General features: G+C 62.2%; 24 protein-coding genes. 10 read left to right on the top strand and 14 right to left on the bottom strand.

All coding sequences use genetic code 11. From position 1 onward, the window contains the following. Positions 1–116: 116 nt before the first annotated feature. The 6 genes from F0M17_RS10110 (at position 117) to F0M17_RS10085 (ending at position 4,989) form a co-directional block, all read left to right on the top strand. Positions 117–785 carry a phosphotransferase family protein gene (locus tag F0M17_RS10110; RefSeq protein ID WP_210416631.1) on the top strand — a complete coding sequence of 223 codons (669 nt, stop codon included), beginning with the start codon at positions 117–119 and terminating at the stop codon, positions 783–785. Positions 786–954: 169 nt separating this feature from the next. Further along, entirely contained in the window at positions 955–2,922 is a 1,968-nt protein-coding gene (dxs, locus tag F0M17_RS10105; protein ID WP_038991906.1) for a 1-deoxy-D-xylulose-5-phosphate synthase, read from the top strand. Beyond that, complete coding sequence (locus F0M17_RS10100; RefSeq protein WP_052253829.1) at positions 2,919–3,509, top strand: DUF402 domain-containing protein; 591 nt, start codon at positions 2,919–2,921, stop codon at positions 3,507–3,509. Before dxs ends, F0M17_RS10100 begins: the two co-directional genes overlap by 4 nt. 55 nt (positions 3,510–3,564) lie before the next feature. Continuing rightward, positions 3,565–4,134 carry a hypothetical protein gene (locus tag F0M17_RS10095; protein WP_038991854.1) on the top strand — a complete coding sequence of 190 codons (570 nt, stop codon included), beginning with the start codon at positions 3,565–3,567 and terminating at the stop codon, positions 4,132–4,134. A gap of 6 nt (positions 4,135–4,140) precedes the next feature. Continuing rightward, positions 4,141–4,632 (top strand): GNAT family N-acetyltransferase, encoded by a 492-nt coding sequence (locus tag F0M17_RS10090; protein ID WP_149597061.1) that lies wholly within the window; start codon positions 4,141–4,143, stop codon positions 4,630–4,632. Positions 4,633–4,653: 21 nt separating this feature from the next. Continuing rightward, entirely contained in the window at positions 4,654–4,989 is a 336-nt protein-coding gene (locus F0M17_RS10085) for a hypothetical protein (protein ID WP_149597060.1), read from the top strand. On the opposite strand, the gene F0M17_RS10080 is transcribed toward F0M17_RS10085, so the two are convergent. Then, a complete protein-coding gene (locus F0M17_RS10080) occupies positions 4,986–5,255 on the bottom strand; it encodes a hypothetical protein (protein ID WP_149597059.1) in 270 nt (89 codons plus the stop codon). The genes F0M17_RS10085 and F0M17_RS10080 overlap by 4 nt on opposite strands. A 173-nt stretch (positions 5,256–5,428) precedes the next feature. Next, the gene (argG, locus tag F0M17_RS10075) at positions 5,429–6,856 is read right to left on the bottom strand and encodes an argininosuccinate synthase (RefSeq protein WP_149597058.1); all 1,428 of its coding nucleotides are present in this window, start codon (positions 6,854–6,856) and stop codon (positions 5,429–5,431) included. 135 nt (positions 6,857–6,991) lie between these two features. Between argG and F0M17_RS10070 the strand changes: the two genes are divergently transcribed. Then, entirely contained in the window at positions 6,992–7,966 is a 975-nt protein-coding gene (locus F0M17_RS10070; protein WP_149597742.1) for an aldo/keto reductase, read from the top strand. A 73-nt stretch (positions 7,967–8,039) separates the two neighbouring features. Here F0M17_RS10070 and F0M17_RS10065 read toward each other — a convergent pair whose 3' ends face one another. Next, positions 8,040–8,513 (bottom strand): Rieske (2Fe-2S) protein, encoded by a 474-nt coding sequence (locus F0M17_RS10065; protein WP_038991849.1) that lies wholly within the window; start codon positions 8,511–8,513, stop codon positions 8,040–8,042. A gap of 997 nt (positions 8,514–9,510) precedes the next feature. Here F0M17_RS10065 and F0M17_RS10060 point away from each other — a divergent pair. Continuing rightward, positions 9,511–11,202 (top strand): sodium:solute symporter family protein, encoded by a 1,692-nt coding sequence (locus tag F0M17_RS10060; RefSeq protein WP_149597057.1) that lies wholly within the window; start codon positions 9,511–9,513, stop codon positions 11,200–11,202. Next, positions 11,202–11,333 carry a putative transporter small subunit gene (locus F0M17_RS17615; protein WP_038991847.1) on the top strand — a complete coding sequence of 44 codons (132 nt, stop codon included), beginning with the start codon at positions 11,202–11,204 and terminating at the stop codon, positions 11,331–11,333. Before F0M17_RS10060 ends, F0M17_RS17615 begins: the two co-directional genes overlap by 1 nt. Positions 11,334–11,518: 185 nt before the next feature. Here the strand turns inward: F0M17_RS17615 and F0M17_RS10055 are convergent, their stop codons facing one another. From F0M17_RS10055 to msrB, 8 genes are all read right to left on the bottom strand, one after another. Continuing rightward, positions 11,519–13,642, bottom strand: a complete 2,124-nt coding sequence (locus tag F0M17_RS10055) for a 3-hydroxyacyl-CoA dehydrogenase NAD-binding domain-containing protein (protein WP_149597056.1) — start codon at positions 13,640–13,642, stop codon at positions 11,519–11,521. 10 nt (positions 13,643–13,652) lie between these two features. Then, the gene (locus tag F0M17_RS10050; RefSeq protein ID WP_174787687.1) at positions 13,653–14,903 is read right to left on the bottom strand and encodes an acetyl-CoA C-acyltransferase; all 1,251 of its coding nucleotides are present in this window, start codon (positions 14,901–14,903) and stop codon (positions 13,653–13,655) included. 159 nt (positions 14,904–15,062) lie between these two features. Next, on the bottom strand, positions 15,063–16,313 hold the full coding sequence (locus tag F0M17_RS10045) for an HRDC domain-containing protein (RefSeq protein WP_149597055.1): 1,251 nt from the start codon (positions 16,311–16,313) through the stop codon (positions 15,063–15,065). Between the two features lie 46 nt (positions 16,314–16,359). After that, positions 16,360–16,998 carry a DUF3000 domain-containing protein gene (locus tag F0M17_RS10040; RefSeq protein ID WP_038991840.1) on the bottom strand — a complete coding sequence of 213 codons (639 nt, stop codon included), beginning with the start codon at positions 16,996–16,998 and terminating at the stop codon, positions 16,360–16,362. A gap of 61 nt (positions 16,999–17,059) precedes the next feature. Then, the gene (locus F0M17_RS10035; protein WP_073706059.1) at positions 17,060–18,121 is read right to left on the bottom strand and encodes a low specificity L-threonine aldolase; all 1,062 of its coding nucleotides are present in this window, start codon (positions 18,119–18,121) and stop codon (positions 17,060–17,062) included. 81 nt (positions 18,122–18,202) lie between these two features. Then, complete coding sequence (locus F0M17_RS10030; protein WP_246857050.1) at positions 18,203–18,907, bottom strand: SDR family oxidoreductase; 705 nt, start codon at positions 18,905–18,907, stop codon at positions 18,203–18,205. Positions 18,908–18,929: 22 nt separating this feature from the next. Further along, positions 18,930–20,315, bottom strand: a complete 1,386-nt coding sequence (locus F0M17_RS10025; protein WP_121867827.1) for a DUF6421 family protein — start codon at positions 20,313–20,315, stop codon at positions 18,930–18,932. A 151-nt stretch (positions 20,316–20,466) separates the two neighbouring features. Next, a complete protein-coding gene (msrB, locus tag F0M17_RS10020) occupies positions 20,467–20,910 on the bottom strand; it encodes a peptide-methionine (R)-S-oxide reductase MsrB (RefSeq protein WP_073706060.1) in 444 nt (147 codons plus the stop codon). A 62-nt stretch (positions 20,911–20,972) separates the two neighbouring features. Here msrB and F0M17_RS10015 point away from each other — a divergent pair, with 62 nt between their 5' ends. Continuing rightward, on the top strand, positions 20,973–22,196 hold the full coding sequence (locus F0M17_RS10015; RefSeq protein ID WP_149597054.1) for a S9 family peptidase: 1,224 nt from the start codon (positions 20,973–20,975) through the stop codon (positions 22,194–22,196). Positions 22,197–22,287: 91 nt separating this feature from the next. On the opposite strand, the gene ybaK is transcribed toward F0M17_RS10015, so the two are convergent. Genes ybaK through F0M17_RS10000 form a run of 3 tightly spaced genes read right to left on the bottom strand, consistent with a single transcriptional unit; the run spans position 22,288 to position 24,201 of the window. After that, positions 22,288–22,791, bottom strand: a complete 504-nt coding sequence (gene ybaK, locus F0M17_RS10010) for a Cys-tRNA(Pro) deacylase (protein ID WP_073706061.1) — start codon at positions 22,789–22,791, stop codon at positions 22,288–22,290. A gap of 58 nt (positions 22,792–22,849) precedes the next feature. After that, positions 22,850–23,290, bottom strand: coding sequence for a SufE family protein (locus F0M17_RS10005; RefSeq protein WP_038991829.1), 441 nt, complete (start codon positions 23,288–23,290; stop codon positions 22,850–22,852). Continuing rightward, positions 23,287–24,201 carry a sulfurtransferase gene (locus F0M17_RS10000; protein ID WP_038991828.1) on the bottom strand — a complete coding sequence of 305 codons (915 nt, stop codon included), beginning with the start codon at positions 24,199–24,201 and terminating at the stop codon, positions 23,287–23,289. Before F0M17_RS10000 ends, F0M17_RS10005 begins: the two co-directional genes overlap by 4 nt. Positions 24,202–24,376 lie beyond the last annotated feature (175 nt).

Genomic DNA, 24,376 nt, shown 5'->3' with positions numbered 1-24,376 from the left:
CGTAGAAGTGCTGGCGGACATGTCGTGGAACCTTGGCGACACCAAAGTGCTGCACCTGCAGGCGGGGATGAAGCACGTCGTGGCCAAGACCGGGGGGGGAAGAGAACCACCACATAGTGCGTGAGCTGCTGGCGCACCGCCGCTACACGGGGCCGCTGATAGAAGCCGGGAAAGCAGCCAAGCTGCTGCACGCCAGCGATTCCTTGCGCTTGATGATTCTGGACTTCCAGCCAGGCGAGCTCAGCGCGGGCAGCGAATATGAATTCGACCCGGAGTTCCATCGTCAGGCCGGCGCGGCGCTGAAGCTGCTGCATTCGCAAGCGCAATGCCTGGATCCCGGCTATGAAGCTCGGCTGACGCAGAAGTTTCTCGTGCTCCTGGAACGCGAACATCGGATCGAGCCAGCGGCTTGCCGGCAGATCGAGCAGATGCTCAGAAGCTATGAACCGCAACCAGCCGTCTTGGTGCCGACCCACGGGGATTGGCAACCGCGCAATTGGCTGGCCGATCAAGGCGGACTGCGAGTTATCGACTTCGGCCGCTTCGAATTCCGCCCAGCTGCCAGCGACCTGGCCCGGCTGGCTGTCCAGCAGTGGAGGGTGCGTCCAGATTCGGAAGCCGCTTTTCTCCAGGGATATGGCCACGATCCACGGGAAGGCGAAGCCTGGCGGATCATGCAATTGCGCGAGGGACTTGGAACGGCAGTCTGGGCTCACCAAGTTGGCGACAGGGACTTCGAAGCCCAGGGGCTCCAGATGCTGGCCGAAACGCTGGCGCAGGCATGAACCAGCTAAAGCGCATGCCTTGACCCGGCAGGGTAGCGAACGTCATTGCCGGGAAATTAGCACCAGCAGGAACGTTGGCGGATAATGAAAGAAGCCTTGGACGCGGTAAACTGGGTATTTCGCATGGGCTTTCCAGCCTATCGTCGGCGAATTTGTGAAGGGGATGAACGTGTCTTTACTGAAGACCATCAAGAAACCAAGCGACCTGCGGGCGCTTACCCTTGAACAGCTCGGCGACTTGGCAGAGGAAATCCGCAGTTTCCTCATCGACAATGTCGCACGGACCGGCGGGCATCTGGGCCCGAACCTCGGCGTGATCGAACTGACCCTGGGCATCCACCGCGTCTTCGATTCCCCCACCGATTCCATCGTCTTCGACACGGGGCACCAGTCGTACGTGCACAAGCTGGTGACCGGACGCCAGAACTTCGAGACCCTGCGCCAGCAAGGCGGGCTGTCCGGCTACCCCGACCGCGGTGAATCGGAACACGACGTTGTCGAGTCCTCCCATGCCTCCTCTTCGTTGTCATGGATTGACGGCATTTCCCGCGCGAACAAGCTGATGAATCACAATGACCGCTACGCCGTGGCGCTGGTCGGCGATGGCGCCCTGACCGGCGGCATGGCCTGGGAAGCGGTCAACAACATCGCTGCCGACAAGGACCGCAAAGCGGTCATCGTGGTCAACGACAACGGCCGCTCCTACGCCCCGACCATCGGCGGCCTGGCCAACCAGCTTTCCGGCCTGCGCCAGCAGCTGGACAAGTTCCGCACCCACCCCGCGTACGAGAACGCCATGGACAAGCTCAAGGTCAAGCTCAAGGGTTCGGGTCCCATCGGCGACTTCACCTACAAGTCGCTGCACGCCACCAAGAAGGGCATCAAGGACTGGTGGGCACCGCAGGGATTGTTCGAAGACCTTGGCCTGAAGTACATCGGCCCCATCGATGGCCACAACCAGCGTGCCGTAGAAGAGGCGCTGCAGCAGGCGAAGCAGTACGCCGGCCCGGTGCTGGTGCACGCCCTGACCGAGAAGGGCCATGGCTACGCCCCGGCACGCGCCGATGAAGCCGACCAGTTCCACGCTGTTGGCGTAATCGATCCGGTCACCGGACTGCCAGTGTCCAAGCCCAGTGCGCAAAGCTGGACGAGCGTCTTCGGCGAGGAAATCGCCGCCGTGGCCAATGAGCGCGAGGACATCGTGGCGATCACCGGCGCCATGCTGCAGCCGGTGGGCCTGAAGAAAATGTCCCAGGAGCACCCCGACCGCGTGATCGACGTTGGCATCGCCGAACAGCACGCCATGACCACCGCGGCAGGCCTTGCCTTCGGCGGCCTGCATCCTGTCGTCTGCGTCTACGCGACCTTCTTGAACCGCGCCTTCGACCAGCTGCTGATGGACGTGGCCCTGCACAAGGCCGGAGTCACCATCGTGCTGGACCGTGCAGGAGTCACCGGCCCGGACGGCGCCAGCCACCATGGCATGTGGGATATGGCGCTGACCCAGATCGTGCCGAACCTGCACCTGGCCGCACCACGCGATGCGGACCGCCTGCGCGAAGAACTGCGCGAAGCCCTGGATATCGACGATGCGCCGAGCGTCGTGCGGTTCTCCAAGGGCTCGGTGGGAGAGCCGGTGGAAGCCGTGGATCGCCTGCCTGATGGCGTGGACGTGCTGGCCCGGCTGGGGGACCGGTCGGCGCCGGATGTCCTGATCGTTTCTGTCGGTGCCATGAGCGAGCTGTCGCTGGATGTTGCCCAGCGCCTGAACAGCCAGGGTGTGTCGGTCACCGTCGTCGACCCGCGCTGGGTTCTGCCGATGCCGAAGTCGGTGATTTCCCTGGCTGCCCGCCACCGCATCGTGGTGTGCATTGAGGACGGCGTGCGTGCCGGAGGCGTCGGTTCGCGCCTGCGCACCGAGATGCGTGCCGCAGGGGTGGACACCGCGTTGAACGAAGTGGGCCTGCCTACGGAATTCCTGGCTCACGGCACCCGTGGAGAGGTGCTTGAACGCGTCGGATTGACCGCCAAGCAGGTAGCCCGCGATACGCTCGCACAGGTGCTCGGTACCAAGGTGCCTTTCGCCCGCCCGCTGCCTGGCCAGGACCTTCCCACCGGACAGATCCCGAAGCTGTGAGCACCTTGAGAGGTTGCCCGGCAGATCTGCCCCGCAGCCCTGAGAACATCGGCTTCGGCGCGCTCGTTGTCGCGCGCGCGTGGAAGTTCGACGGGAGTCCGCACTGGGTTGTCCCGGGCTTCTACCTTGGACAGGACGAATTCGGCCACTGGCTGCATCAGCCAGCCGGTTCCCTGGTCGCCCGTCCAGGAACCGCCCACCTGGCTGCCACCAACGCGTTGTGCCTGATCCCGCATCGTGGAGACTGGGTCGCCACGATGTATTCGGATGCCTCAGAGGATTTCGATGTCTACATTGACCTGTCCAGCAATGTCGGTTGGCTGCAGATGAAACGCGATGCCTGGGAGGTCAATTCCATTGACCTGGACCTGGATGTCATCCGTTCCCGGAGCAAAGGCACGTTCCTTGACGACGAGGACGAATTCGCAGAGCACGCGCTGTCGATGGGGTATCCGCAGAAGCTCCAGGATTCAGTTCGCGATACCAGCGAGAAGCTCTTGGAATCCGTGGCGGAGAATTCGCCTCCGTTCAACCATGCTCATCGGGAATCATGGTTAGCTAAAGTCGCGGACCTCCCGACAGCCTGAAGCTGTCCAAGAATTTCATACTTGAATGATTCACTGACCTGAAAAGGGAAAACCTATGGCGATTGTTCGCACCTACCGTTTGGATGAGAAGAACGTACTGCATTTCCGCGAAGCGTGGTTCCAGCAGTTCGAGAACGAAGAACTGGGCCAGTTCGTGATCAACCACGGCTCCGTTGGCCATATGTCGCAAACCAGCGATGTGCAGGACGTCGACAACGATCGCGCGGACGAGTTGTTCGCCGGCTTCATGGAAGCCTGCGCAGAAGCTGGCTACAAGGAAATCGAAGCGGAAGACCAGTCGTGGGTGATCGTCCAGTATGCGCTGAAGTCGGCCAACGGCACCGAGCGTGACCACTACCTTGAAAAGAAAGCCAAGGAAGCATTGACCGGCCACCTGGCCTGGCGCGGACTGGGTACCGTGGAGTCCAGCGATTTCGGCAACCGCAAGCTGAACATCAGGGTACTCTCTCCAGCACCAAAACTGGCAGTTGCGGCGATCAAGACGTGCATCCGCGAAGCGAAGCTGGACTTCACCAAGATGAGCATCGGCGTCGCACCCTACGCTGAAGTGAACAAGCTGAAGATGGCCCACCCAATGCCGTCAAAGCCCATGTCCATCGACTAGCCGCAGATGGGACTGGGCATTCCCGCGCCGCAACCGATGCGGGCAGTGGACTACCCGGCCATCCGCAGGCTGTCCCAAAGCTTGGGGCGCCATGCAGAACCTGAACTGTGGGGGAGCGGAGAGTGCCAGCTGGTCATCAAGAACCTGGATGGCCAACTGCTTGGCTGGTCCCGTGCCCATTGGTGGGAACCGGCTGATGCAACAGCTCCAGCTGGTTATTACCTGGCTGGGATCGAGGTTGCCCACGGATGCCGGCACCGGGGAGTGGGTCGGAGCCTGACGGAAGCACGGCTGGACTGGATTGCCCAGCGCGCTTCGAGCGCATGGTGCGTGGTCAATGCGCAGAACGCCGCGTCATTGGCGCTCCACCGCTCCCTGGGCTTCGAGGAAGTGGCCCGGGCTGCGCAGCTGGGTACCGTGGTTTTCAGCGGCGGCAGCGGCGTGCTGCTGTCCAAGGATTTGGTGTCTTCGCGCAGTGCAGCGAAGGCGCAGGTTTGAACGAGCAGGATACAAGGAGAAATGATTCCACAAGAAGACCGGGACGAAACCCCTGGCGCTCAGCGTAGGGCGCCGCGGATGGGCGCAACCCGCACACCGCTGCACCTGGTGTTCCAGGCCTGCGTTGGCGTCATTATCGGCATCGGCATCACCTCGCTGTTCTCCGGGGCCGGCCACGCGCAGCTGGCTCTGGCTGGCGTCATCGTGGTGATCGCAGCCTGGATCGTCGAGCAGGGTTTCCGCCTGCCAGCACCGAACACCACTTCCGGCGCCCGCATCCGGCTGGTGCTGCGCCTGGTCTCGCTGGTCGGCTTCACCATCGCGGTCAGCCCGCTGCTGCAGCTGATCGAGGCCTAGCCTTGGGGCGTCGGGCGCTCCAAGCTCCAGCGCACGTTGCGTCCGATGCTGTGGCCTGCTGCCCAGGTGCTGATCGGGTTCGCTGCCGGGATCGTGCTGGCCAAGACGATGACGCTGCCCGAGGAGCAAATCGCGTTGATCGCCACCGTGATCACGCTGGTTACCTGGTTGACGGATGAAGCGGTGAAGCTGAGGGCCAAGGACACCCGTGTGGGAACTGTGGTGCACGGAATCCTCAGGTTCCTCCCGCTGGTCGGGTTCATCATGGCCCTGCACTCCCTGGCCGCGCTCAACGGCCTGGCCCCTCTAAGCCCCTGTCGCCCGGCTGCAAACCGGGCAGTGCCCTGGCCTGCTGCACAAGAAAAAGCTCGGGCGGATCCTTCCAGTCAAGGAAGGACCCGCCCGAGCTTTTCAGCGATTGGGGCGTGAGCCCGCAAGCTTAGTCGGTGCCTGCGTCGAAGGCAGCAGACTCGATAGCGCGGTCGGTAGCCAGATCGTCGCTGTCGACCTGGGTAGCGTTCACGATCGCGTCGGCTCCGCCGGCTTCCAGCGAGCCGACCAGCTTGGCGGTGGTGCCGCCGACCAGTCCCATGTTGGCGTACTGTTCCAGGCGGCCTCGGGAGTCGGCGATGTCCAGGTTGCGCATGGTCAGCTGTCCGATGCGGTCAACCGGGCCGAAGGCTGCATCGCCTACGCGCTCCATGGACAGCTTGTCCGGGTGGTAGCTCAGGTTCTCGCCCTCGGTGTTGAGGATGGTGTAGTCGTCGCCGCGGCGCAAGCGGATGGTCACGGTACCGGTGATGGCCGAGCCGACCCAGCGCTGCAGCGATTCGCGCAGCATCAGGGCCTGCGGGTCCAGCCAGCGGCCTTCGTACATCAGGCGGCCCAGGCGGCGGCCTTCGTTGTGGTAGCTGGCCACGGTGTCTTCGTTGTGGATCGCGTTGACCAGGCGTTCGTAGGCGATGTACAGCAGCGCCATTGCAGGTGCTTCGTAGATGCCGCGGGACTTGGCCTCGATGATGCGGTTCTCGATCTGGTCGCTCATGCCCAAGCCATGGCGGCCACCGATGATGTTTGCTTCGTTGACCAGGGCCACCGGATCGGTGAATTCCTTGCCATTGATGGCCACCGGGCGGCCGGCGACGAAGGAAATCGAAACGTCTTCGGTCTTGATCTTGACGCTTTCGTCCCAGTACTTCACGCCCATGATCGGCTCAACGGATTCGATGGAGCTGTCGAGCAGTTCCAGGGTCTTCGCCTCATGCGTCGCGCCCCAGATATTGGCGTCGGTCGAGTAGGCCTTTTCAGCCGAGTCGCGGTATGGGAAACCGTGTTCCTGCAGCCATTCGGACATTTCCTGGCGGCCGCCGAGTTCTGCAACGAAGTTCGGATCCAGCCATGGCTTGTAGATGCGCAGCTTCGGGTTGGCCATCAAGCCGTAGCGGTAGAAGCGCTCGATGTCGTTGCCCTTGTAGGTCGAACCGTCGCCCCAGACGTCCACGCCATCTTCGCGCATGGCGCGAACCAGCAGGGTGCCGGTGACGGCGCGGCCCAGCGGGGTGGTGTTGAAGTAGGTCTTGCCGCCGGTGCGGATGTGGAAAGCGCCGCAGGCGAGTGCTGCGAAGCCTTCTTCAACCAAGGCAGGCTTGCAATCAACCAGGCGGGAGTTCTCTGCACCGTACTCCAGCGCACGGCCAGGTACTGCATCGATATCTGGCTCATCGTACTGGCCGAGGTCGCCAGTGTAGGTGTAAGGAATGGCGCCCTTGTCGCGCATCCAGGCTACTGCGACCGAGGTGTCGAGGCCACCGGAGAACGCGATACCGACGCGCTCGCCTACAGGGAGATTGGTAAGAACTTTAGACATGTCTCCATCCTAATGGATAAATATGCAATGCAGTGAATTGTGCTGTGAAATGTTGAGCACATGTACCTACCAGATAGCCTAGGGGTATAACGTCGCTCAGTGAAGCGGATGAGCAAACCAACAGATGAGGTGTCCATGGAATTCCGTCAGCTAGGCCGCAGCGGCCTGAGCGTTTCCGTCGTCGGGCTAGGATGCAACAACCTTGGCCGCGCAGGTACTGCAACGGAATCCCAGGAAGGAACCGACGCAGTGATCAAGGCGGCCCTCGATGCGGGCATCACGCTCTTCGACGTCGCGGACATCTATGGCAAGGAACCGGGGCTTTCCGAAATCCGCCTCGGCAAGGCGCTGGGTCCTGCACGCAAGGACATCGTGCTGGCCACCAAGTTCGGCATGGATATGCAGGGCGTGAACGGACCGGACTTCAACGCACGAGGCTCGCGCCGCTATATCGTCAGAGCGGTCGAAGCGTCGCTCAAGCGACTGGGAACTGACTACATCGACCTGTACCAGTTCCATACGCCGGATGCGAAGACCCCTATTGAGGAAACCTTGCGGGCCCTGGATGATCTGGTGTCTAGCGGCAAGGTTCGCTATATCGGCCATTCGAACCGCTCCGGCTGGCAAATTGCCCAGGCGGAGTACGTCGCCCGTGAGTTGGGGACCGAACGCTTCATTTCGGCGCAGAACCACTACAACCTGATTGACCGCCGCGCGGAACTCGAAGTGCTGCCGGCTGCTCGTGAATTCGACCTGGGTGTTTTGCCCTATTTCCCGCTCGCGAACGGGCTGCTGACCGGCAAGTACTCCAAGGGGCATGCCCCGGAGGGCACCCGCCTGACGCATGCGCGCCAGCACCTGGTGGAAACCAGCGATTTCGAGCAGCTGGACCGGTTCAATGCCTTCGCTGCCGAACGGGATCTGACGCCGGTCGAATTGGCGTTCTCGTGGCTGGCCGCGCAGTCGCCTGTGGCCTCGGTGATTGCGGGCGCTACTCGTCCCGAACAGATACGCGCCAACGCCGCTGCCGTTCGCTGGGTTCCGACGGAGACCGAGCAGGCCCAGATGGACGAGCTCTTCCCGGGTCCGGAAAAGGTTGCCTTGTTCTAGCGGCATCTGGGCCAAGCGCGAAGGGCTGAACCCTGTGGGGTTCAGCCCTTCGCGCTTGATTAGAGCTAGGAAACTACTCTGCGGCGGTGACGTAGGCGATGATGTCGTCGCCTTGAATTGCCGCAGCGTATCGTGGCAAGGCGGCGATAGCTGGACCATCGGTTACGGTTCCGTCAGCGGGTGCAAATCGTGAGCCGTGGCAGGCGCAGTAGAAATCTTCTTTGCTGGATTTAGGGGTTACCGCGCAACCCTGATGGGTGCAAACGTTCGAGTACGCCAATACGGTCTTCTCATCCTTTCGGAAAAGCAGAATGCCGACATCCTTTCCGGACGGATCCTTGGCCGGTGCCAAGGCGCGTGATCCAACGGGCAGATCCTTCGTCTTCATGAGCGCCTGTCCTTCGCCGGTTGGTTCCGGGATCGGCAATGCCTCGGGGGTGTCTGCTTCAGAATGTCCATCACCGCAGGCGGTCAGAAGAGCGGCGGAACCAAGTGCTGCCGAAGCGCACATGAATGTGCGGCGGGCTGGTCGGGCAATGTCAGTCATGATCCCATTCTGGCAGAGATCTCTGTGCTGGCGCTAAGTGCCGAACGCCCGTGCTTGGCGATCGCCGCGTTCGTGGAATGCAACCGGCAAAGGCGCCGTTCATTTGCCGTTCACCTATCCGGCTATCGAACCTTATGCATATTTATGCATCAGCGTCGAATTCACAGCGTGGGCCGTTGGGGGGCGGTCTCGTTGGATGCGGCTTGAGCCCTGTGTTATACCCATGGTTAGTAATCTAGGTGGGGTTTTTCCTGCGCGTGGAGCTTCGTCGCAATGCCGCCTTACAGTTGGACTGGAAGTGGCCAAATCTAGATATTTTCCTGCTGAGGTTTTCCTGTTTTTGTGCGCGACGTTACGCGCGAATGAACGCCGTCTGGTAATTGATGCAGGAGATGGATTGATTTGAATGGCTTGGTTCGCGCTTGGCGGGCTGGTCGGCTGGCTCACTGCCTGGCGGCTGATAGTTCGGATATCTTTGCATTCATGCTAATATTTGGATAGCTAGTTGAAGCTAACATTTTCGGAGAGTGCTTTAACTGTTCACCTGTCAGGCATATTGACGCCGACCGAGATACTCCGCGCGGTGATCGCGTGTTGAGTTCCAGGTAGCAGTCCTCCGATGGAAAACAGGCGGTATTCGCCAATGCGAATGCCATGCCTGTACTGACCCGAAGCGCCGTTACGCGCAAGGCTGGATAGCCGCAAGCGAGATGCAGGCGAGCCAGGGGTCTGGATTCACGTTGTGAAGCCAAAACACCAGGTTCTGGAGTGAATCCAGACGGTGGTGCTCCCCGTTACCAGGGATGAACGATACGAATGAGAAACGAACGAAACTTGAGTGTAGGGAAGTGATTCATGGGCCCAGGGGCTTGTGCGCGTCAGCTGAAATTTACCCCTTGCGATGACATCTCGCGGGAAGACGTGCAGGACAAGTCGCCGGTTGAGCAAATAGCTCCCGGCGCGGATCTCATCACTGTCTAAAAGAGGGAGGTGGCGCGTGGATAACGAAATCGTGCAATTCAGCGCCCTAACTGTTGTCTTGCTTTTGGTGCTCTTCTACGGAGGAACCTTTTTAATTTCCACCCGGATCGGGAAAAAGAAAGAAAATGCCGACGATTACATGACGGCGGGAAATAAAATCGGATTCGGCATTTCTGCTGCGAGTATGACCGCGACGTGGATTTGGGCTTCGTCGATGTATGCCTCGGCCACGTCCGGCTACACCTACGGAATCTCCGGCCCCATCCACTACGGTCTCTGGGGTGCGTTGATGATTCTGTTCATCTACCCATTCGGCAAGCGGATCCGCAAGGTCGCGCCACGCGCGCACACCCTCGCCGAGGTCATGCACGCACGCCACGGCCGCTCCAGCCAGCTGATGCTGGCCGGATCCAATATTGTCGGTTCGGTCATCTCCCTGATGTCCAACTTCATTGCCGGCGGCGTATTGATCTCGATGCTCTCGCCCTTCAATTTCATCCAGGGCGTGCTGGCCGTCGCCGGTGGCGTTCTGCTCTACACCCTGTGGTCCGGGTTCCGTGCTTCGGTGCTGACCGACTTTGTCCAGGTCGTTGCGATGCTCGGCGCCGTGGCGATTATCGTGCCAGTCATCTTCTTTGCCGCAGGCTTCCCGGCCGCGTTCGAAACCGGCGCAAGCAACCTGACCCCGCAGCAGTCCAACTTCTTCTCTTCCGAAGCATTCCTGGGCCAGGGCGCACCGTATATTGCCGCGGTACTGGCCTACGCAATCGGCAACCAGACCATTGCCCAGCGTCTGTTCGCAGTGCGCGAGGACCTGATCAAGCCGACGTTCATCACCGCAACCGTCGGATACGGCGCGATGGTCATCGGCGTGGGCATGCTCGGTGTGCTGGCCCTGTACCTCGGATTCGAGCCATCCGGTGGCGACATGAACAACCTCATTCCTGAGATGGCAGCCAGCTACCTGCCCGGTGTTCTGCTGGCGCTGTTCTTCATCATGATTATTGGTGCGCTGTCGTCCACAGCCGACTCTGACTTGGCGGCACTGTCTTCGATCATGATGGCTGACGTATACGGGCAGAACGTCGCCGGCAAGGACAAGGCTGATCCGAAGAAGATGCTGCTCATTGGACGTGCGACCATGGTCGTTGCCACGGCCCTGGCAGTCGCTTTCGCGAGCATGCAGCTGAATATCCTGGACCTGCTGGTCTTCGTTGGTGCCCTTTGGGGCGCACTGGTATTCCCGGTTTTGGCCAGCTTCTACTGGAAGAAGGTCACGAACAAGGCCTTCACCGTCTCGGTACTGGTTGCCCTGGCGATCTTCATCCCGGTTCGCTTCGAACTGATCCCAATCAACGGCATCACCGGATTCCTGATCGAGTTGCTCGCGGTGATTGGCATCGGCGTGGTCCTGGCATTGATGAGCTTCGGCTTCTTCGGCCTGCGCGTCGCCAAGATTGTCGGAGTCGTGGCAATCCTGGGCAGCGCTCCGTTCGCCTTCGGTTTCCTCCGCGATTACACCACCTTGAGCGCGTCGCTGGTGGCCTACTCGGTCAGTACCATCGTCTGCTACCTCATGTCCTTCAGATCCAAGATGGAATTCGACTTCGATGTGATCGCGATACGCACCGGCGACTTCGACGTAGTTGAGGCGCAAGCCGAAACCGCAGAAGCCGGACGCGACGCACAGAGCCTGGGAGGCAAATAATGACGGCGTTTTTCTTGAGCCTGTATGTGCTGGTATGGCCAGCGATCGTAGCAGGAGTGCTGTTCTTCATCAGCAGGGGTTTCATCCAGGAATGGCTGGAAGCCCGTCGCAACGGCGAGGACATCATCTAGCTGCTAGCAGGCGCAGCTCCTCAGAACGCGCGAACCCCGTACGGCGGATCCAGCTTTACGGGGTTCGCGCATCTTCAAGACAGCAAGGAGCCGAGACCAGCTTCCCGATGGGGAAGAGTCTCGGCTCCTTGCCTGGTTCCAGCGCCCAGGGAAAAGCGATGCAACCAAAAACGGCCGGTTGGGTACTAGCCGTTGAACTTCTTGCCGTTGACGCGTTCGGAGGCGCCAACCTGGTCAAGATACGGGGTAATGCCGCCCAGGTGCATCGGCCAGCCGGCACCGGTGATCATGCACAGGTCAACGTCGGCGGCTTCGGCAACGACGCCTTCATCCAGCAGCAGACCGATTTCTTCGGCCAGCGCGTCCTGGACACGGGCCAGGATCTGTTCTCCGGTCGAGGGCTGATCGCCGAAGGACATCAGCTTTTCAGCTTCAGGGTTGAGCACCTGGTTGCCTGCCTCGTCCTTGACCCAGAGGGTTGTGATCTTTGCATCGATCAGCTTCTGCAGATTCTCCGAGATGGTGAAGCGATCTCCGAAAGCGGCGTTCAGCGACTCGTTGACGTGCTGCGCGACCGGCAGGCCCACCATGGCCAACAGGGTCAGCGGGGTCATCGGCAGGCCCATTGGGGCCAGTGCCGAGTCAGCTGTCTTCGCGTCGGTGCCCTCATCGAAAGCTGCCTGGACTTCGCTCATCAGGCGAAGCAGTACGCGGTTGACCACGAACGCGGCGGAATCCTTGGTTTTCACCGCGGTCTTCTTCAGCTTCTTGCCCAGCACGAACGCGGTGGACAGCGCGGAATCGCTGGTCCATTCGGTAGCGGCGATTTCCAGCAGCGGCATCACTGCGACCGGGTTGAAGAAGTGGAAGCCGACCAGGCGTTCTGGGTGCTCAAGGTCGCGCCCCATCTCGGTGACCGAGAGCGAGGAGGTGTTGGTCGCCAGGATGCACTCGGGGGAGACCACTGCCTCTACCTCTGCGAAAACCTGCTTCTTCACGCTCAGTTCTTCGAAGACTGCCTCGATGACGAAATCGGCATCGGCGAATGCCTCCTTGGTGACCGAGCCGGTAACCAGGGCCTTGGTGCGGTTCACCGCATCCTGGCTCATCCGGCCCTTGGCGTGCAGCTTGTCGATCTCGCCGTGGATGTAGGCCAGTCCCTTGTCCACCCGCGATTGATCCAGATCGGTGATCACCACCGGCACGTTCAGCCGGCGGACGAACAGCAGGGCCAGCTGGCTGGCCATCAGGCCGGCGCCGACGACGCCCACCTTGGTGACCGGACGGGCGAGCTTGGGATCCGGTGCGCCGGCCGGACGCTTTCCGCGCTTCTGGACCAGGTCCAGGAAGGCGTACACGGTGTTCTGGAACTGCGGGGTGCGCATCAGCCCGGTCAATGCCTCGACCTCAAGGGCGGCCGACTCCTGCTGCGAGATGGCCAGGCCCCGGCGGAAGACCTCAAGCACCTTGTACGGCGCGGGGGCCGCACCGGAAAGCTTTGCGTCGACGAACTTCTCGGCGGCATCGGCCGCCTCAAGCCAGCGGCGGGCAACTTCGGGATCGCTGGGGTCAACGGCGTTGGGGCGCTTGACCTCGGTGGTTCCGGAGATGACGCCGTCAGCGAAGGCAATTGAATGCTCGATGAAGTCGGCCGATTCGAATAGGGCATCGGCAACGCCCATCTTCGCGGCGGCCGGACCGGAGAGCGTACGGTTGTTGTTCAGCGGGTTCTCGATCATGACCTTCAGCGCGTTCTCCGGGCCGACCAGGCGTGGCAGGCGGTAGACGCCGGCCCAACCCGGGATCAGGCCGAGGAAGCCTTCCGGCAAGCCCAGTGCGCCGGCGGTGGTGCTGACCGTGCGGTAGTTGCAGGCCAGTGCGATTTCCAGGCCGCCGCCGAGCGCCAGGCCGTTGATGAAGGCGAAGGTGGGGACGCCCAAATCGGCAAGCAGCTCATAGGTGTAATGGCCCAGCGAAGCCATGGCCGTGGCCTGGCTCGGTTCGCTCAGGCGGGTGACGGCCGACAGGTCGGCGCCGGCGATCAGGAAGAATGGCTTGCCGGTGATCGCCAGTGCGTGGATCTCGCCGTTCTTCGCGCGTTCTGCCTGGACTTCAAGCGCAGCGCGCAATTCCAGCAGGCCGTTGGGCCCGAGCGTAGTCGGCTTCTTGTGGTCCAGCCCGTTGTCCAGGGTCAGCAGCGCCATGGTCTTGCCGCTGGGCAGTGCCACATCCTTCACGTAGGAGTGGGTGACGGTCTCGTCGTGCATCAGCTGCGCGACAGCCTGGAAATCTTTGCTCAATGCAGTCATTGTCTCTTCCTTATGCCTTGCTGCCGAAGTCCGCGTGGTTTGGATTTTCCCAGATCACTGTGCCGCCCATGCCCAGGCCGATGCACATCGTGGTGATGCCGTAGCGCACCGAGTGGTCCTCGGAGAACTGGCGGGCCAGCTGGGACATCAGGCGCACGCCGGAGGAGGCCAGCGGGTGGCCCACCGCGATGGCCCCGCCGTAGCGGTTCACCCGCTCATCGTCTTGGTCGATTCCGTAGTAGTCGAGGAAGGAGAGCACCTGGACGGCGAAGGCCTCGTTGATTTCGAACAGGCCGATGTCGTTGATGCCCAGGCCGGCCTTGGCCAGGGCTTTTTCGGTGGACGGAACCGGTCCGTAGCCCATCACATCCGGTTCCACGCCGGAGAAGGCGAAGGAGACCATGCGCATCTTCGGTTCCAAGCCCAGTTCGCGCACTGCGGCGCCACTGGCCAGCAGGGCGGCGGTGGCGCCGTCGTTCAGGCCGGCTGCGTTGCCTGCGGTCACGCGTCCGTGGGCGCGGAATGGGGTGCGCAATTCGGCCAGCGATTCCATGGTGGTTCCCGGCCGCGGAGGCTCGTCAACCGTGTTCACGGCCCAGCCTTCGCCCGGGCGCTTGGCGGCCACTGGGATCAGGTCCGCCTGGATCTGCTGGTTCTCGTAGGCCTTGGCCAGCTTTGCCTGGGATGCGACGGCGTACCGGTCGGCGCGTTCCTTGGTGATCGCCGGGAAGCGGTCGTGCAGGTTCTCTGCGGTATTGCCCATGTTCAATGCCTGAGGGTCGACGATGCGCTCGGAGAGAAAACGCGGGTTCGGGTCGGCTCCGGCGCCCATGGGGTGGTTGCCCATGTGCTCCACGCCGCCGGCGACGACAACGTCGTAGGCGCCGAAGGCGATGCCGCCTGCGGTCGCGGTCACCGCTGTCATGGCCCCGGCACACATGCGGTCGATGGCGAAGCCGGGCACGGACTGGGGGATGCCGGAGAGCAGGCCGACGGTGCGGCCCAAGGTCAGGCCCTGGTCGCCGGTCTGCGTGGTTGCGGCGATGGAGATTTCGTCGATTTTCTCGGCGGGTACTTCAGGGTTGCGTTCCAGCAGGCCGCGTACCGCCTTGACGGCAAGGTCATCGGCGCGGGTACCGTGGTAGATTCCCTTGTCGCCGGCTTTGCCGAACGGGGTGCGTACCCCGTCGATGAAGACGACATCGCGGTCGTCGAGCGATGGGTGCGCGCTGTTGCGCACGGTCGAAGCGTTGGCAGTCACCGTCGGGCTCCTTGGGTTGGTTCATGCTGCCCGTGGAGTACAGGGCAGTGGCCAGCATCACTGTGACCTGAACCATACGTTACTCAGGAGTAACTTGAAGTGCAAGTTGCCGATCCCCGCGAATCGGTGAACCTTCGGCGAATTACTCTGCGGATCCGCTCAGGCCTGCTTCAATGCCGCGGCCAGCTTGTCCGAAAGCAGTTCACGCTGCCATTGGCGGGCACCGAGGTTTTCCAGCATGTCCGCCACACTGGCTTCGCTGATCCGCGCCGGTGCATTCCAGCACACCTCGCGCAGGTACTTGGGAGTCAGCAGATTCTCGCCGGGAATGTTCCACTGCTCTCTCACGTCATTGACCACTTGCTTGGCAGCTTCAAAGCGGTTCGCGGCATCAGGGTTCTTCTCGGCCCAGGAGCGGGGGTGCGGCAGACCGTTTTTGGGTGCCCGCAGATCGGGCAGGTCGCGGGTGCTGTTGCCGCGCTGGATGGCATCGACCCAGCGCGCGGCATCGCGCTTGGCATTGCGTGTGTGGAACCCCGGAATCTGCAAGAGCGCCGGAACGCTGGTGGCGCGCTGCTCCACAGCTGCCATGATGGCGCGATCCGGGATCAGCCGGCCTGGGGCCACGTCGCGGCTCTGGGCCAGGGATTCGCGCGAGATCCACAGTTCGCGGGCTACCGCGAGGTTGCGGCGGCTCTTGAGCTTATGGATGCCGGATAATTTCCGCCACGGCGTTTCTGCCGGGACAGGGTCGGGCAACGTGCGCTCATGCTCGAATTCCTGTCGGGCGAACTCCAGCTTGCCCTGCTCTTCGAGCACCTGGGCGATGGCCTGGCGCAGCTCTTCGAGGACTTCCACATCCAGCGCGGCGTAATTAAGCCACGATTCGGGTAGCGGGCGGGTGGACCAGTCGACGGCCGAATGCTCCTTGGCCAACTGCAGCCCGAGCAATTCGCCGACCATCGTGCCCAGGGAAACTCTGGGGAATCCTGCGAGGCGGCCAGCCATCTCGGTATCGAACAGCGAGGTCGGTGACATGCCCAATTCATGCAGGCAGGGCAAATCCTGGGTGGCGGCATGCAGGATCCAGGGCTGCTGGTTGACGAACTCGCGCAGCGGCGCCAAGTCATCCAAGGTCTCCGGATCGATCAGCCATGTTCCTGAGCCGTCTCGGCGGATCTGCAGCAGGAAGGCGCGCTGGCCATAGCGGAACCCGCTGGCTCTTTCGGTATCCACGGCCAAGTCGCCGGTGCCCGCTTCCAAGGCACGTACTGCACGGCGCAACGCTGGTGCGGTGTCGATGACTTCGGGGATCCCGTCGCGCGGTGCGGCCAGCGGTGTCAGAACCGGCGCGGCAGCCTCTGCGGCGGGAGTGGATGATGCGGGAGCGGAAGAGTCAGAATTCGGCATGATGCTTCCATTCTAGGACTAATCGGCGCCACCGCAGCGATGATCGCTAGCTCAGGCGGCGGTGGGGCAGTTGCTGCACACCTTCGGGCAAGGGCGGCAGTCCGGCAAAAGTGCAGACCATATCTGCCCACGCGCTCAGGTGCGCGCCGAGATGATCCGAGTCCGGCGACCATGAAGCGCGCAGCTCGATATCGATGTGGTCTTGTTCCCCGGCTAGATTGCCGAAGGACTCGGAAATCACGCGGGTCGCGGTGCCGCCTGCTGAATGGTAGGCGGCGTCGCGCTCGCGCAGAGCTTCTTCGAGCCACGACCACGCGACCGAAGCCAGCATGGAATCCTGGCCCATTTCATGATCCAGCCGGGCGCGAATATAGGTGACGATGCGGAACTGGCCATTCCATAGTTCTTGGCCCGCCGGGTCGAAAAGGAGAATGAAGCGACCGGTGGCAAGCTGCTCGGCTGGTTGCAGGAACGGGGTGCGGCCGATTTCCTGGCCCTGGGGTCCGTGTCCGGGGGCAACCACATCCATCACATCGCCGCTGAGCGCCAGCGCGAAAGGAGCCAGCCTGCCGGGGGCCGGGATTTCGGTGAATTTCAGTTCCTTGCGCACCTTGGCATGCGACAACTCGTCAAGGGCCTTGGCAAAGGCCTTCGGAATGGCGGAAGCAGGGCGATCATTGGTCACAATTTGAGTCTAAGCGTGCCGTACCCGCGCATGGGTACGGCACGCCGACCGGGACTGCATGCTATGCGGCGGCGTAGGCGCCCATCAGCTCGCGCAGCTTCGCGATGAACGCGGCAACATCTTCCTCGGTGGTGTCGAAAGAGCACATCCAGCGCACCTGGCCGGCCGCGCGGTCCCAGTCGTAGAAGCGGAAGTGCTCGCGCAGCTGATCGCTGACTTCGGTAGGCAGCTGGGCGAAGACGCCGTTGGCCTGGGTGGGGTAGACCAGCTGGACGCCATCAATTTCGTCGACTGCCTGCGAGAGCTTGGCGGCCATGGCATTGGAATGGCTCGCCAATTCGCGCCACAGATCGGTGCCGTAGAGCTCGATCAGCTGGGCGGAGATGAAACGCATTTTGGAACCCAGCTGCATGTTCATCTTGCGCAGGTACTTCAGATCCTTGGCCAGCTCGCTGCGCAGGGTCAGGATGCCCTCGCCGAGCAGGATGCCGTTCTTGGTGCCTCCGAGCGAGACGATATCCACGCCGGCATCCGTGGTCAGCGCGCGCAGCGGAACGCCCAGGGACGCCGCGGCGTTGGACAGGCGCGAGCCATCCAGATGCACCTTCATGCCCAGCTTGTGCGCATGGTCGGTGATGGCCTTGATCTCCTCGGGCGTGTACAGCGTGCCCAGCTCGGTGGCCTGGGTGATCGACACGGCCAGCGGCTGCGCGCGGTGCTCGTCGCCCCAGCCCCATGCTTCTTGGTCGATCAGCTCCGGGGTGAGCTTGCCGTCCGGGGTATCCACCTGCAGCAGCTTGAAGCCGCCGATGCGCTCGGGCGCACCGTTCTCGTCCACATTGATATGCGCCGACGATGCGCAAATGACCGCGCCCCAGCGCGGCAGCAACGACTGCAGCGCGATGACGTTGGCACCGGTGCCGTTGAACACCGGGAAGATCTGGGCTTCGGGGCCAAAAGTATTGCGGGCGACGTTGCCCAGTTCCTCGGTGTACTGGTCTTCGCCGTAGGAAATCTGGTGGCCGCCATTGGCGCGGGCAATGGCATCCATGATCCGCGGGTGCACGCCCGAGTAGTTATCCGAAGCGAATCCGCGAACCGAAGCGTCGTGGGTAAAAGTCATGCTGAGGTGGTCCTTAGTGGTTCAAGGGGTGAAGTGGTGTGCGATGCCAGGTCGCGCCTGGGTGCGTGTCCTGGCCAATCATCAGGCCTTGGGCAAGGCGATGCGGGCGCCATTGAACTCGCCGGCATCCTGCTCCAGCAGGTCCACGGCGGCCTGGGCGAGGAATTGCACCGGGGTATGCCCGGAACGGGCTTCCTCAGGTGACTTGTCGCTCAATGCCTTGACGACCCAACTCACTGCGGCGGCGTTTTCGGCCTGCTTGGCGAACAGGCGGGCGATCGCATTGACCCAATGCTCCGCGGCGGCCTTGATGGCTCCGTAGTTGGCATTGGACGGGGTCGGGTTCAGCACCGCTTCGGCGCTCACGATGGCCAAGCGTCCTGCGGGGGAAGAGACCAGATCATCGACGAACGCGCGGGAAGTGTTGCGCAGGGTGGTCAGCACGCTGTGGTGCAGGAACTCCCAGTCCTCGTCACTTTGCCCGGTGATGGATTTGCCGCCGCGCCAGCCGCCGACCAGATGGATCAGCGCATCGATGCTGCCGTGCTCTTCATGGACCTGCAGTGCCAGTTGCTTGACCGCGGCGAAGTCGCCCAGATCGCATTCATAGCGTGCATGGACGAACGGCAGGCGCTCATCGAGCCGGTCTTGGTTGCTTCCTACCGCAAGCACCCGCGCTCCGGCATCAACCAGCGCGGTGGCGCTGGCAATGCCGGAGGCGGAAGTAGCGCCGGCAAGGAACACTAATTTGGATGTCTCGTTCAAGGAGATGCTTTCTCTGCTCACATTTTCCAGCCTAGAGGAAAGGCTAGATTTTCGTTGCCCCGGTCATGCCCTTGGTCGATTCGATGACGGAGGCCATCTTCTTGTTCAGTGCTTCATAGAACATCGACAGCGGGAATTCGTCGTCCATGACCTGGTCCGTGATTTCGCGCAGCGGTGCGGTCAACGGCAGGGCCTCGGGGCCCTTGGCCCAGACCGAAGCGGGGTTCGGGGTAACGGTGGCAGAAACCAGTTCGTAGGCTGCAAGCCAGTGAGCCAGCTTCGGGCGGTCGATGGACTTCCAGTACAGTTCGTCGATCGCATCCCCCAAGGCTGCAACCACTTCGGGCACCTGATCCCAGTCAATGCTCAGCTTGGTGTCGGTCCAGTGCAGCACATGGTGCTGGTGCATCCAGGCGAACAGCAGCTGGCCGCCGAGGCCGTCGTAGTTGCGCACGCGCGAGCCGGTGATGGCGAAGCGGAAGATGCGGTCGAAGATCACCGCGTACTGCACGAGCTTGGCCATCTTGGCGCTTTTCTCATCCGAATCCGGATTCGCGGCGATCTTCATGCATTCGCGGAACGCGGTCAAATCGCAACGCAATTCTTCCAGCGAGTACAGGAAGAAGGGCATGCGCTGCTTGATCATGAACGGATCGAACGGCAGGTCGCCACGCATGTGGGTGCGGTCGTGGATCAGGTCCCACATGATGAAGGTTTCTTCGGTCAGGTGCTGGTCCTTGAGCAGCTCTGCTGCGTCCGCGGGCAACTCGAGGTTGGTGATGCGGCTGGCTTCCTGAAGGACCTTGCGGAAGCGCACTGCTTCACGATCCTGGAAGATTGCGCCCCAGGTGAATGACGGGGTCTCGCGGATCGCTACGGACTCCGGGAAGAGCACGGCGGAATTGGTGTTGTAGCCTTCGGTGAAGTCGATGAAGCGCAGCGGCACGAACAGCGCGTTGGTGTAGTCCTTGGCTTCCAGGTCGGCGATGAACTCGGGCCACATCACCTGCACCAGTACAGCTTCGAGGTGGCGGTTGGTGGAGCCGTTCTGCGTGTACATCGGGAAAAGCACCAGGTGCAGCAGGCCGTCGATGCGCTGGGTCTGCGGCTGGAACTGCATCAGCGAATCGAGGAAGTCGGGCACGCCGAAGCCGGCATCGGCCCACTGGCGCAGATCCGCGACCAGCTGCTCGAGGTATTCGGCATCGTGCTCGAAGTGCGGGCGCAGGGACTGCACCGACTCGATGATGGAATCAACGAGTTGGACGGCCTTCGGTGAGAAAGCGCTATCGGCCAAGGAACCGTCCTGAGCCTGCAGTCCCTGGAACTCGGTGGCGGCAGACTTCAGCTTCAGCCAAGCTTGCGAGTTTGCGATCTGCAGTACTTCTGCGTCGGTGGCCGGTACTGGCTTGGAGGAAATCTGAGTCATTTCATACACCTTCTTTTTCATGTTTTGGGGCAGCGTTCAAGTGCTTACCTTGAACGCTACGCCCAAACAACAGAAAAGGTGATGCTAAAACCTTAGTGAATAAGCAACTCTTGCTCTAAATGTGATCCACGCCTTGCCACCGTCAAGGGCATTAGCCCTGGGCCGGGCGCAGGGTCAGGCTCAAGGAGTTCATGCAGTAACGCAAATCAGTCGGCGTCTTGAATCCTTCGCCCTCGAAAACGTGGCCCATGTGCGAATCGCAATTGGCGCAGCGCACCTCAACTCGCTTCATGCCCAGGGACTCATCGCTGATGTAGCGCACCCGGTCCTCGGCCAAAGGCGCGAAGAAGGAGGGCCAGCCGCAGCCGGCATCGAATTTCGTGGTGCTCGCGAACAGTTCCGAACCGCAGGCCCGGCAGGAATACACGCCCTCGGTCGTGGTATCCCAGTACTCGCCGGTGAAGGGGCGCTCGGTCCCGGCTTGGCGCAGTACATGGAATTCCTCGGGAGAGAGGATCTGCTGCCACTGCACATCGCTGCGCGCGGCCACCTCATCTGGTGATGTTGCTGATTGGTTTACCGATTCATCGCTCATGCAATATAAAACGCTTGAGCAGGCTGGATGATTCCCGGGCCTGCTCATGGAAAGATGAAAACATGGCTCGGAACATCGTAGATACCTTGCAACCCCGCAGCGCAGTGCCTGCAACCCTGATTGGGGTGGGACTGGGACTGGGCGCCGGTTCCTTGGTCGCCGCCAGCGTCTCAGCGCTCGCCGGATACTTCGCCCGACGCGTAGTGACCCCGGAAGAACGCCGCACCGGCAACAGCATCATTCGTGAAGTCGTTACCGATGCCGAGGGCAAGCTCTGGCTGCATTTCACCAAGGATTCCGATACCACCGAACCCGGGCCCTGCAGTTTCCTGACAGAATTCGATTCCTGCGCCCTGCGGCTTTCCGCGCCGGAACCGGTCCCGGGCAAACCTCGGCTGGTGGCGCGCAAGATCGAGAAGGTCTACCACGGCACCCTCCAAGGGGTGCGCCGCGGCAACCTGTCCGGTGCCATCTACGAGCATCCCTCCGACCTGGGCTTCGATGCCGAAGATGTCGTGGTGCCGTTGGAAGGGGGAGACGGGCCGGCCTGGCTGGTGCGCGGCTCCGCCAACGAGGACATCTGGGTAATTGGCGTGCACGGCCGTGGGGCCCGGCGCAATGAGACCATCCGTGCGCTGCCTGCCTTGGGCGAACTCGGGGTCACCACGTTGCTGATGAGCTACCGCAATGACGGCTTGGCTCCCGGCGCGCCAGATGGACGCTATGGTCTGGGTGATACCGAATGGCATGACGTGGAAGCGGGCATCCAATTCGCACTGGATAACGGAGCGAAGCGGATCATCCTGATGGGCTGGTCCATGGGCGGCGCCATCAGCCTGCAAACCGCCGATCGAAGCGAGCTCGCCCGCCATATCGATTCACTCATTCTGGTTGGCCCGGTCATCAATTGGGTCGATGTGCTTTCGCATCAGGCTCGGGCCAACAAGATCCCGCAATCCGTGGGCCTGTTCGGCCAGTGGCTGCTGTCCAACAAGGCGGGACGCTGGGTGACCGGACAAGCGGCGCCAGTCAATTTGCGCCGGCTGAATTGGGTGGAGCGTGCGGATGAATTGAAGCTGCCAACGCTGATCATGCACAGCCGTGATGACGAATTCGTGCCCAACGGCCCGAGCCTGAAGCTGGCGGCGCTGCGACCGGACCTGGTCACGCTCAAGACATTTTCCAAAGCCGGGCACACCCGGGAACCGAATGTGGATCCGCAGGGTTTCGCGCAGGCGATTACCGGTTTCCTGGGCAAGCGCATGGCATTGCTCGAAACCATTTAGCCGCAGATAGCCAAGGGCCCTGTCCGCGAGATGCGGACGATCAACGGATCGCCGGCTCGCAGGCAGGGCCCTTGGCTTGGCTAGCAAAACATCAGCTGGTGGCGATCGGCGCCCAAATGGCACCGGTCGCCTTCGCTGCATCCTGCGGAGCGATCTCCAGGCTGAAACCGCGACGACCTCCGGAAATGAAGATCGTCTCGAACTGCTGGGCGCTGGAATCAATGACGGTATCGGTTTTCTGGCGCTGCCCGAACGGGGAAATCCCGCCCAGGACATAGCCGCTGCGCCGCTGCGCGGCAGCCTTGTCGGCCATCTGGGCTTTCTTCGTGCCCAACGCGATGCCGATCGCCTTCAGATCCAGCTTCGAATCCACGGGAATCACCGCCACGGCCAGGTCCTGGGTGGCGTTGGCTCCGGTGGAAACCATCAGGGTCTTGAAGACCCGGTCGCCGCTGGCTCCCAATTGCTCGGCCGCTTCGGCGCCGTAGCTCTCGGCCGAGTCGCTATGCGTGTAGCTGTGCGCCACATAGCTGATACTTGCGGCGTCCAGCGCGGCGGTCGCCGGGGTGGACGCGGCCTGCTTCTTCTTGCCCACGTGCCTGGGGATCCTTCTCTGTTGATATTTGGTGCTGCGCGGCGCTTGGGATTCGCCCCTAGGCAGCCAGCTGCTCTGAAATCTGGCGCTTGATGCGGCCGAGCATGGCCGTCATGCCGCGCATGCGCAACGGCGACAGCGCACGGGTCAGACCCAGCTGCTGGGGCATGTCATCCGGGACTGCGAGAATCTCTGCTGCTTTGGCGCCATCCAGGCCCGCAGCCAGCACCGAAGCGAAGCCGCGGGTGGTGGGAGCTTCCGGGGGAGCGGAGAAGAACAGGCCTACCGGGTTATCGGCTTCGGCCGAGACCTCCACGACGAGGAACAGCGGGGACTGGCACTCGACGACCTGCTCGAAAAGCTCGGGATGATCAGCAAGGCGTGCCGGCAGCTCGGGCAGCTCGCGCGAATACTCCAGCAGCAGCTCCAAGCGGTCCGCCTCGGGAACCTCGGAGAATTCCTCGACGATCTCGTTCAATGGCTCGGGCAGCTGGCTCATGCGCGGGCTCCACGCTGTGCAGGCACTTCGCCGGCAGCTTCGCCGCGGACGATTGGCACACCCACCGCGTTGCCCCACTCCGTCCAGGAGCCGTCGTAGTTGCGCACGGTTTCGAAGCCGAGCAGGTGCTTGAGCACGAACCAGGTGTGGCTGGAGCGTTCGCCGATGCGGCAGTAGGCCACAACGTCATCGCCCGGCTTCAGGCCGGCGCCATCAAGGTAGATGGCTTCCAGTTCCTCGCGCGAGCGGAAGGTGCCGTCCTCGGCCGCCGCCTTGGCCCAGGGCACCGATGCGGCGGTGGGGATATGCCCGCCGCGCAGGGCGCCCTCTTCCGGGTAATTCGGCATGTGGGTGCGTTCGCCGGTGTATTCCTCGGGCGAACGCACGTCGATCAGCGGGTTGCCCAGGTGGTTCAGGACCTCCGGGAGGAACGCACGGATTTCCGAGTCGACACGCTCGATCACCGGGTATTCGGTGGCGGTGACGGCGGGCTTCTCGGTGCTCAGCTCGCGGCCTTCAGCGATCCACTTGTCGCGGCCGCCATCCATCAGGCGCACGTCTTCGTGGCCGAACAGGGTGAAGACCCACAGCGCGTAGGCTGCCCACCAGTTCGACTTGTCGCCGTAGATGACCACGGTCGAATCGCGGGTGATGCCCTTGGCGGCCATCAACTTCGCGAATCCCTCGCCGTCGACGTAGTCGCGGGTGACCTCGTCGTTCAGCTCGGTGTGCCAGTCGATCTTCAGCGCACCTGGCACGTGGCCGGTGGAATACAGCAAGATGTCTTCATCCGATTCCAGTACTACGAGATTCTCGGCTCCGAGGTTGTCAGCCACCCATTGGGTGGAAACCAGGCGTTCAGGGTGAGCGTACGCTGCATACTTCTCGTTGGACTCGACGGGCAACGACATTCCTAATCACGATCCTTGCGGGTGTCAGTTTTTGCCACGCTGGACACAGCGGGCAACGGGCGTTGCTTCTAGCCTAGTCCCCATCTATGGCGAACACAGTGTGGGCTACGACATTTTCGGCAATGTATCGCCGCGTTCAAGGTAAACTGGCCGATGGGCAAGCCACGGCTTCCCG

It is taken from the genome of Glutamicibacter sp. ZJUTW (genome assembly GCF_008370855.1).
Classification (GTDB): Bacteria; Actinomycetota; Actinomycetes; order Actinomycetales; family Micrococcaceae; genus Glutamicibacter; species Glutamicibacter nicotianae.
This window is presented reverse-complemented; position numbering and strand designations above follow the sequence as displayed.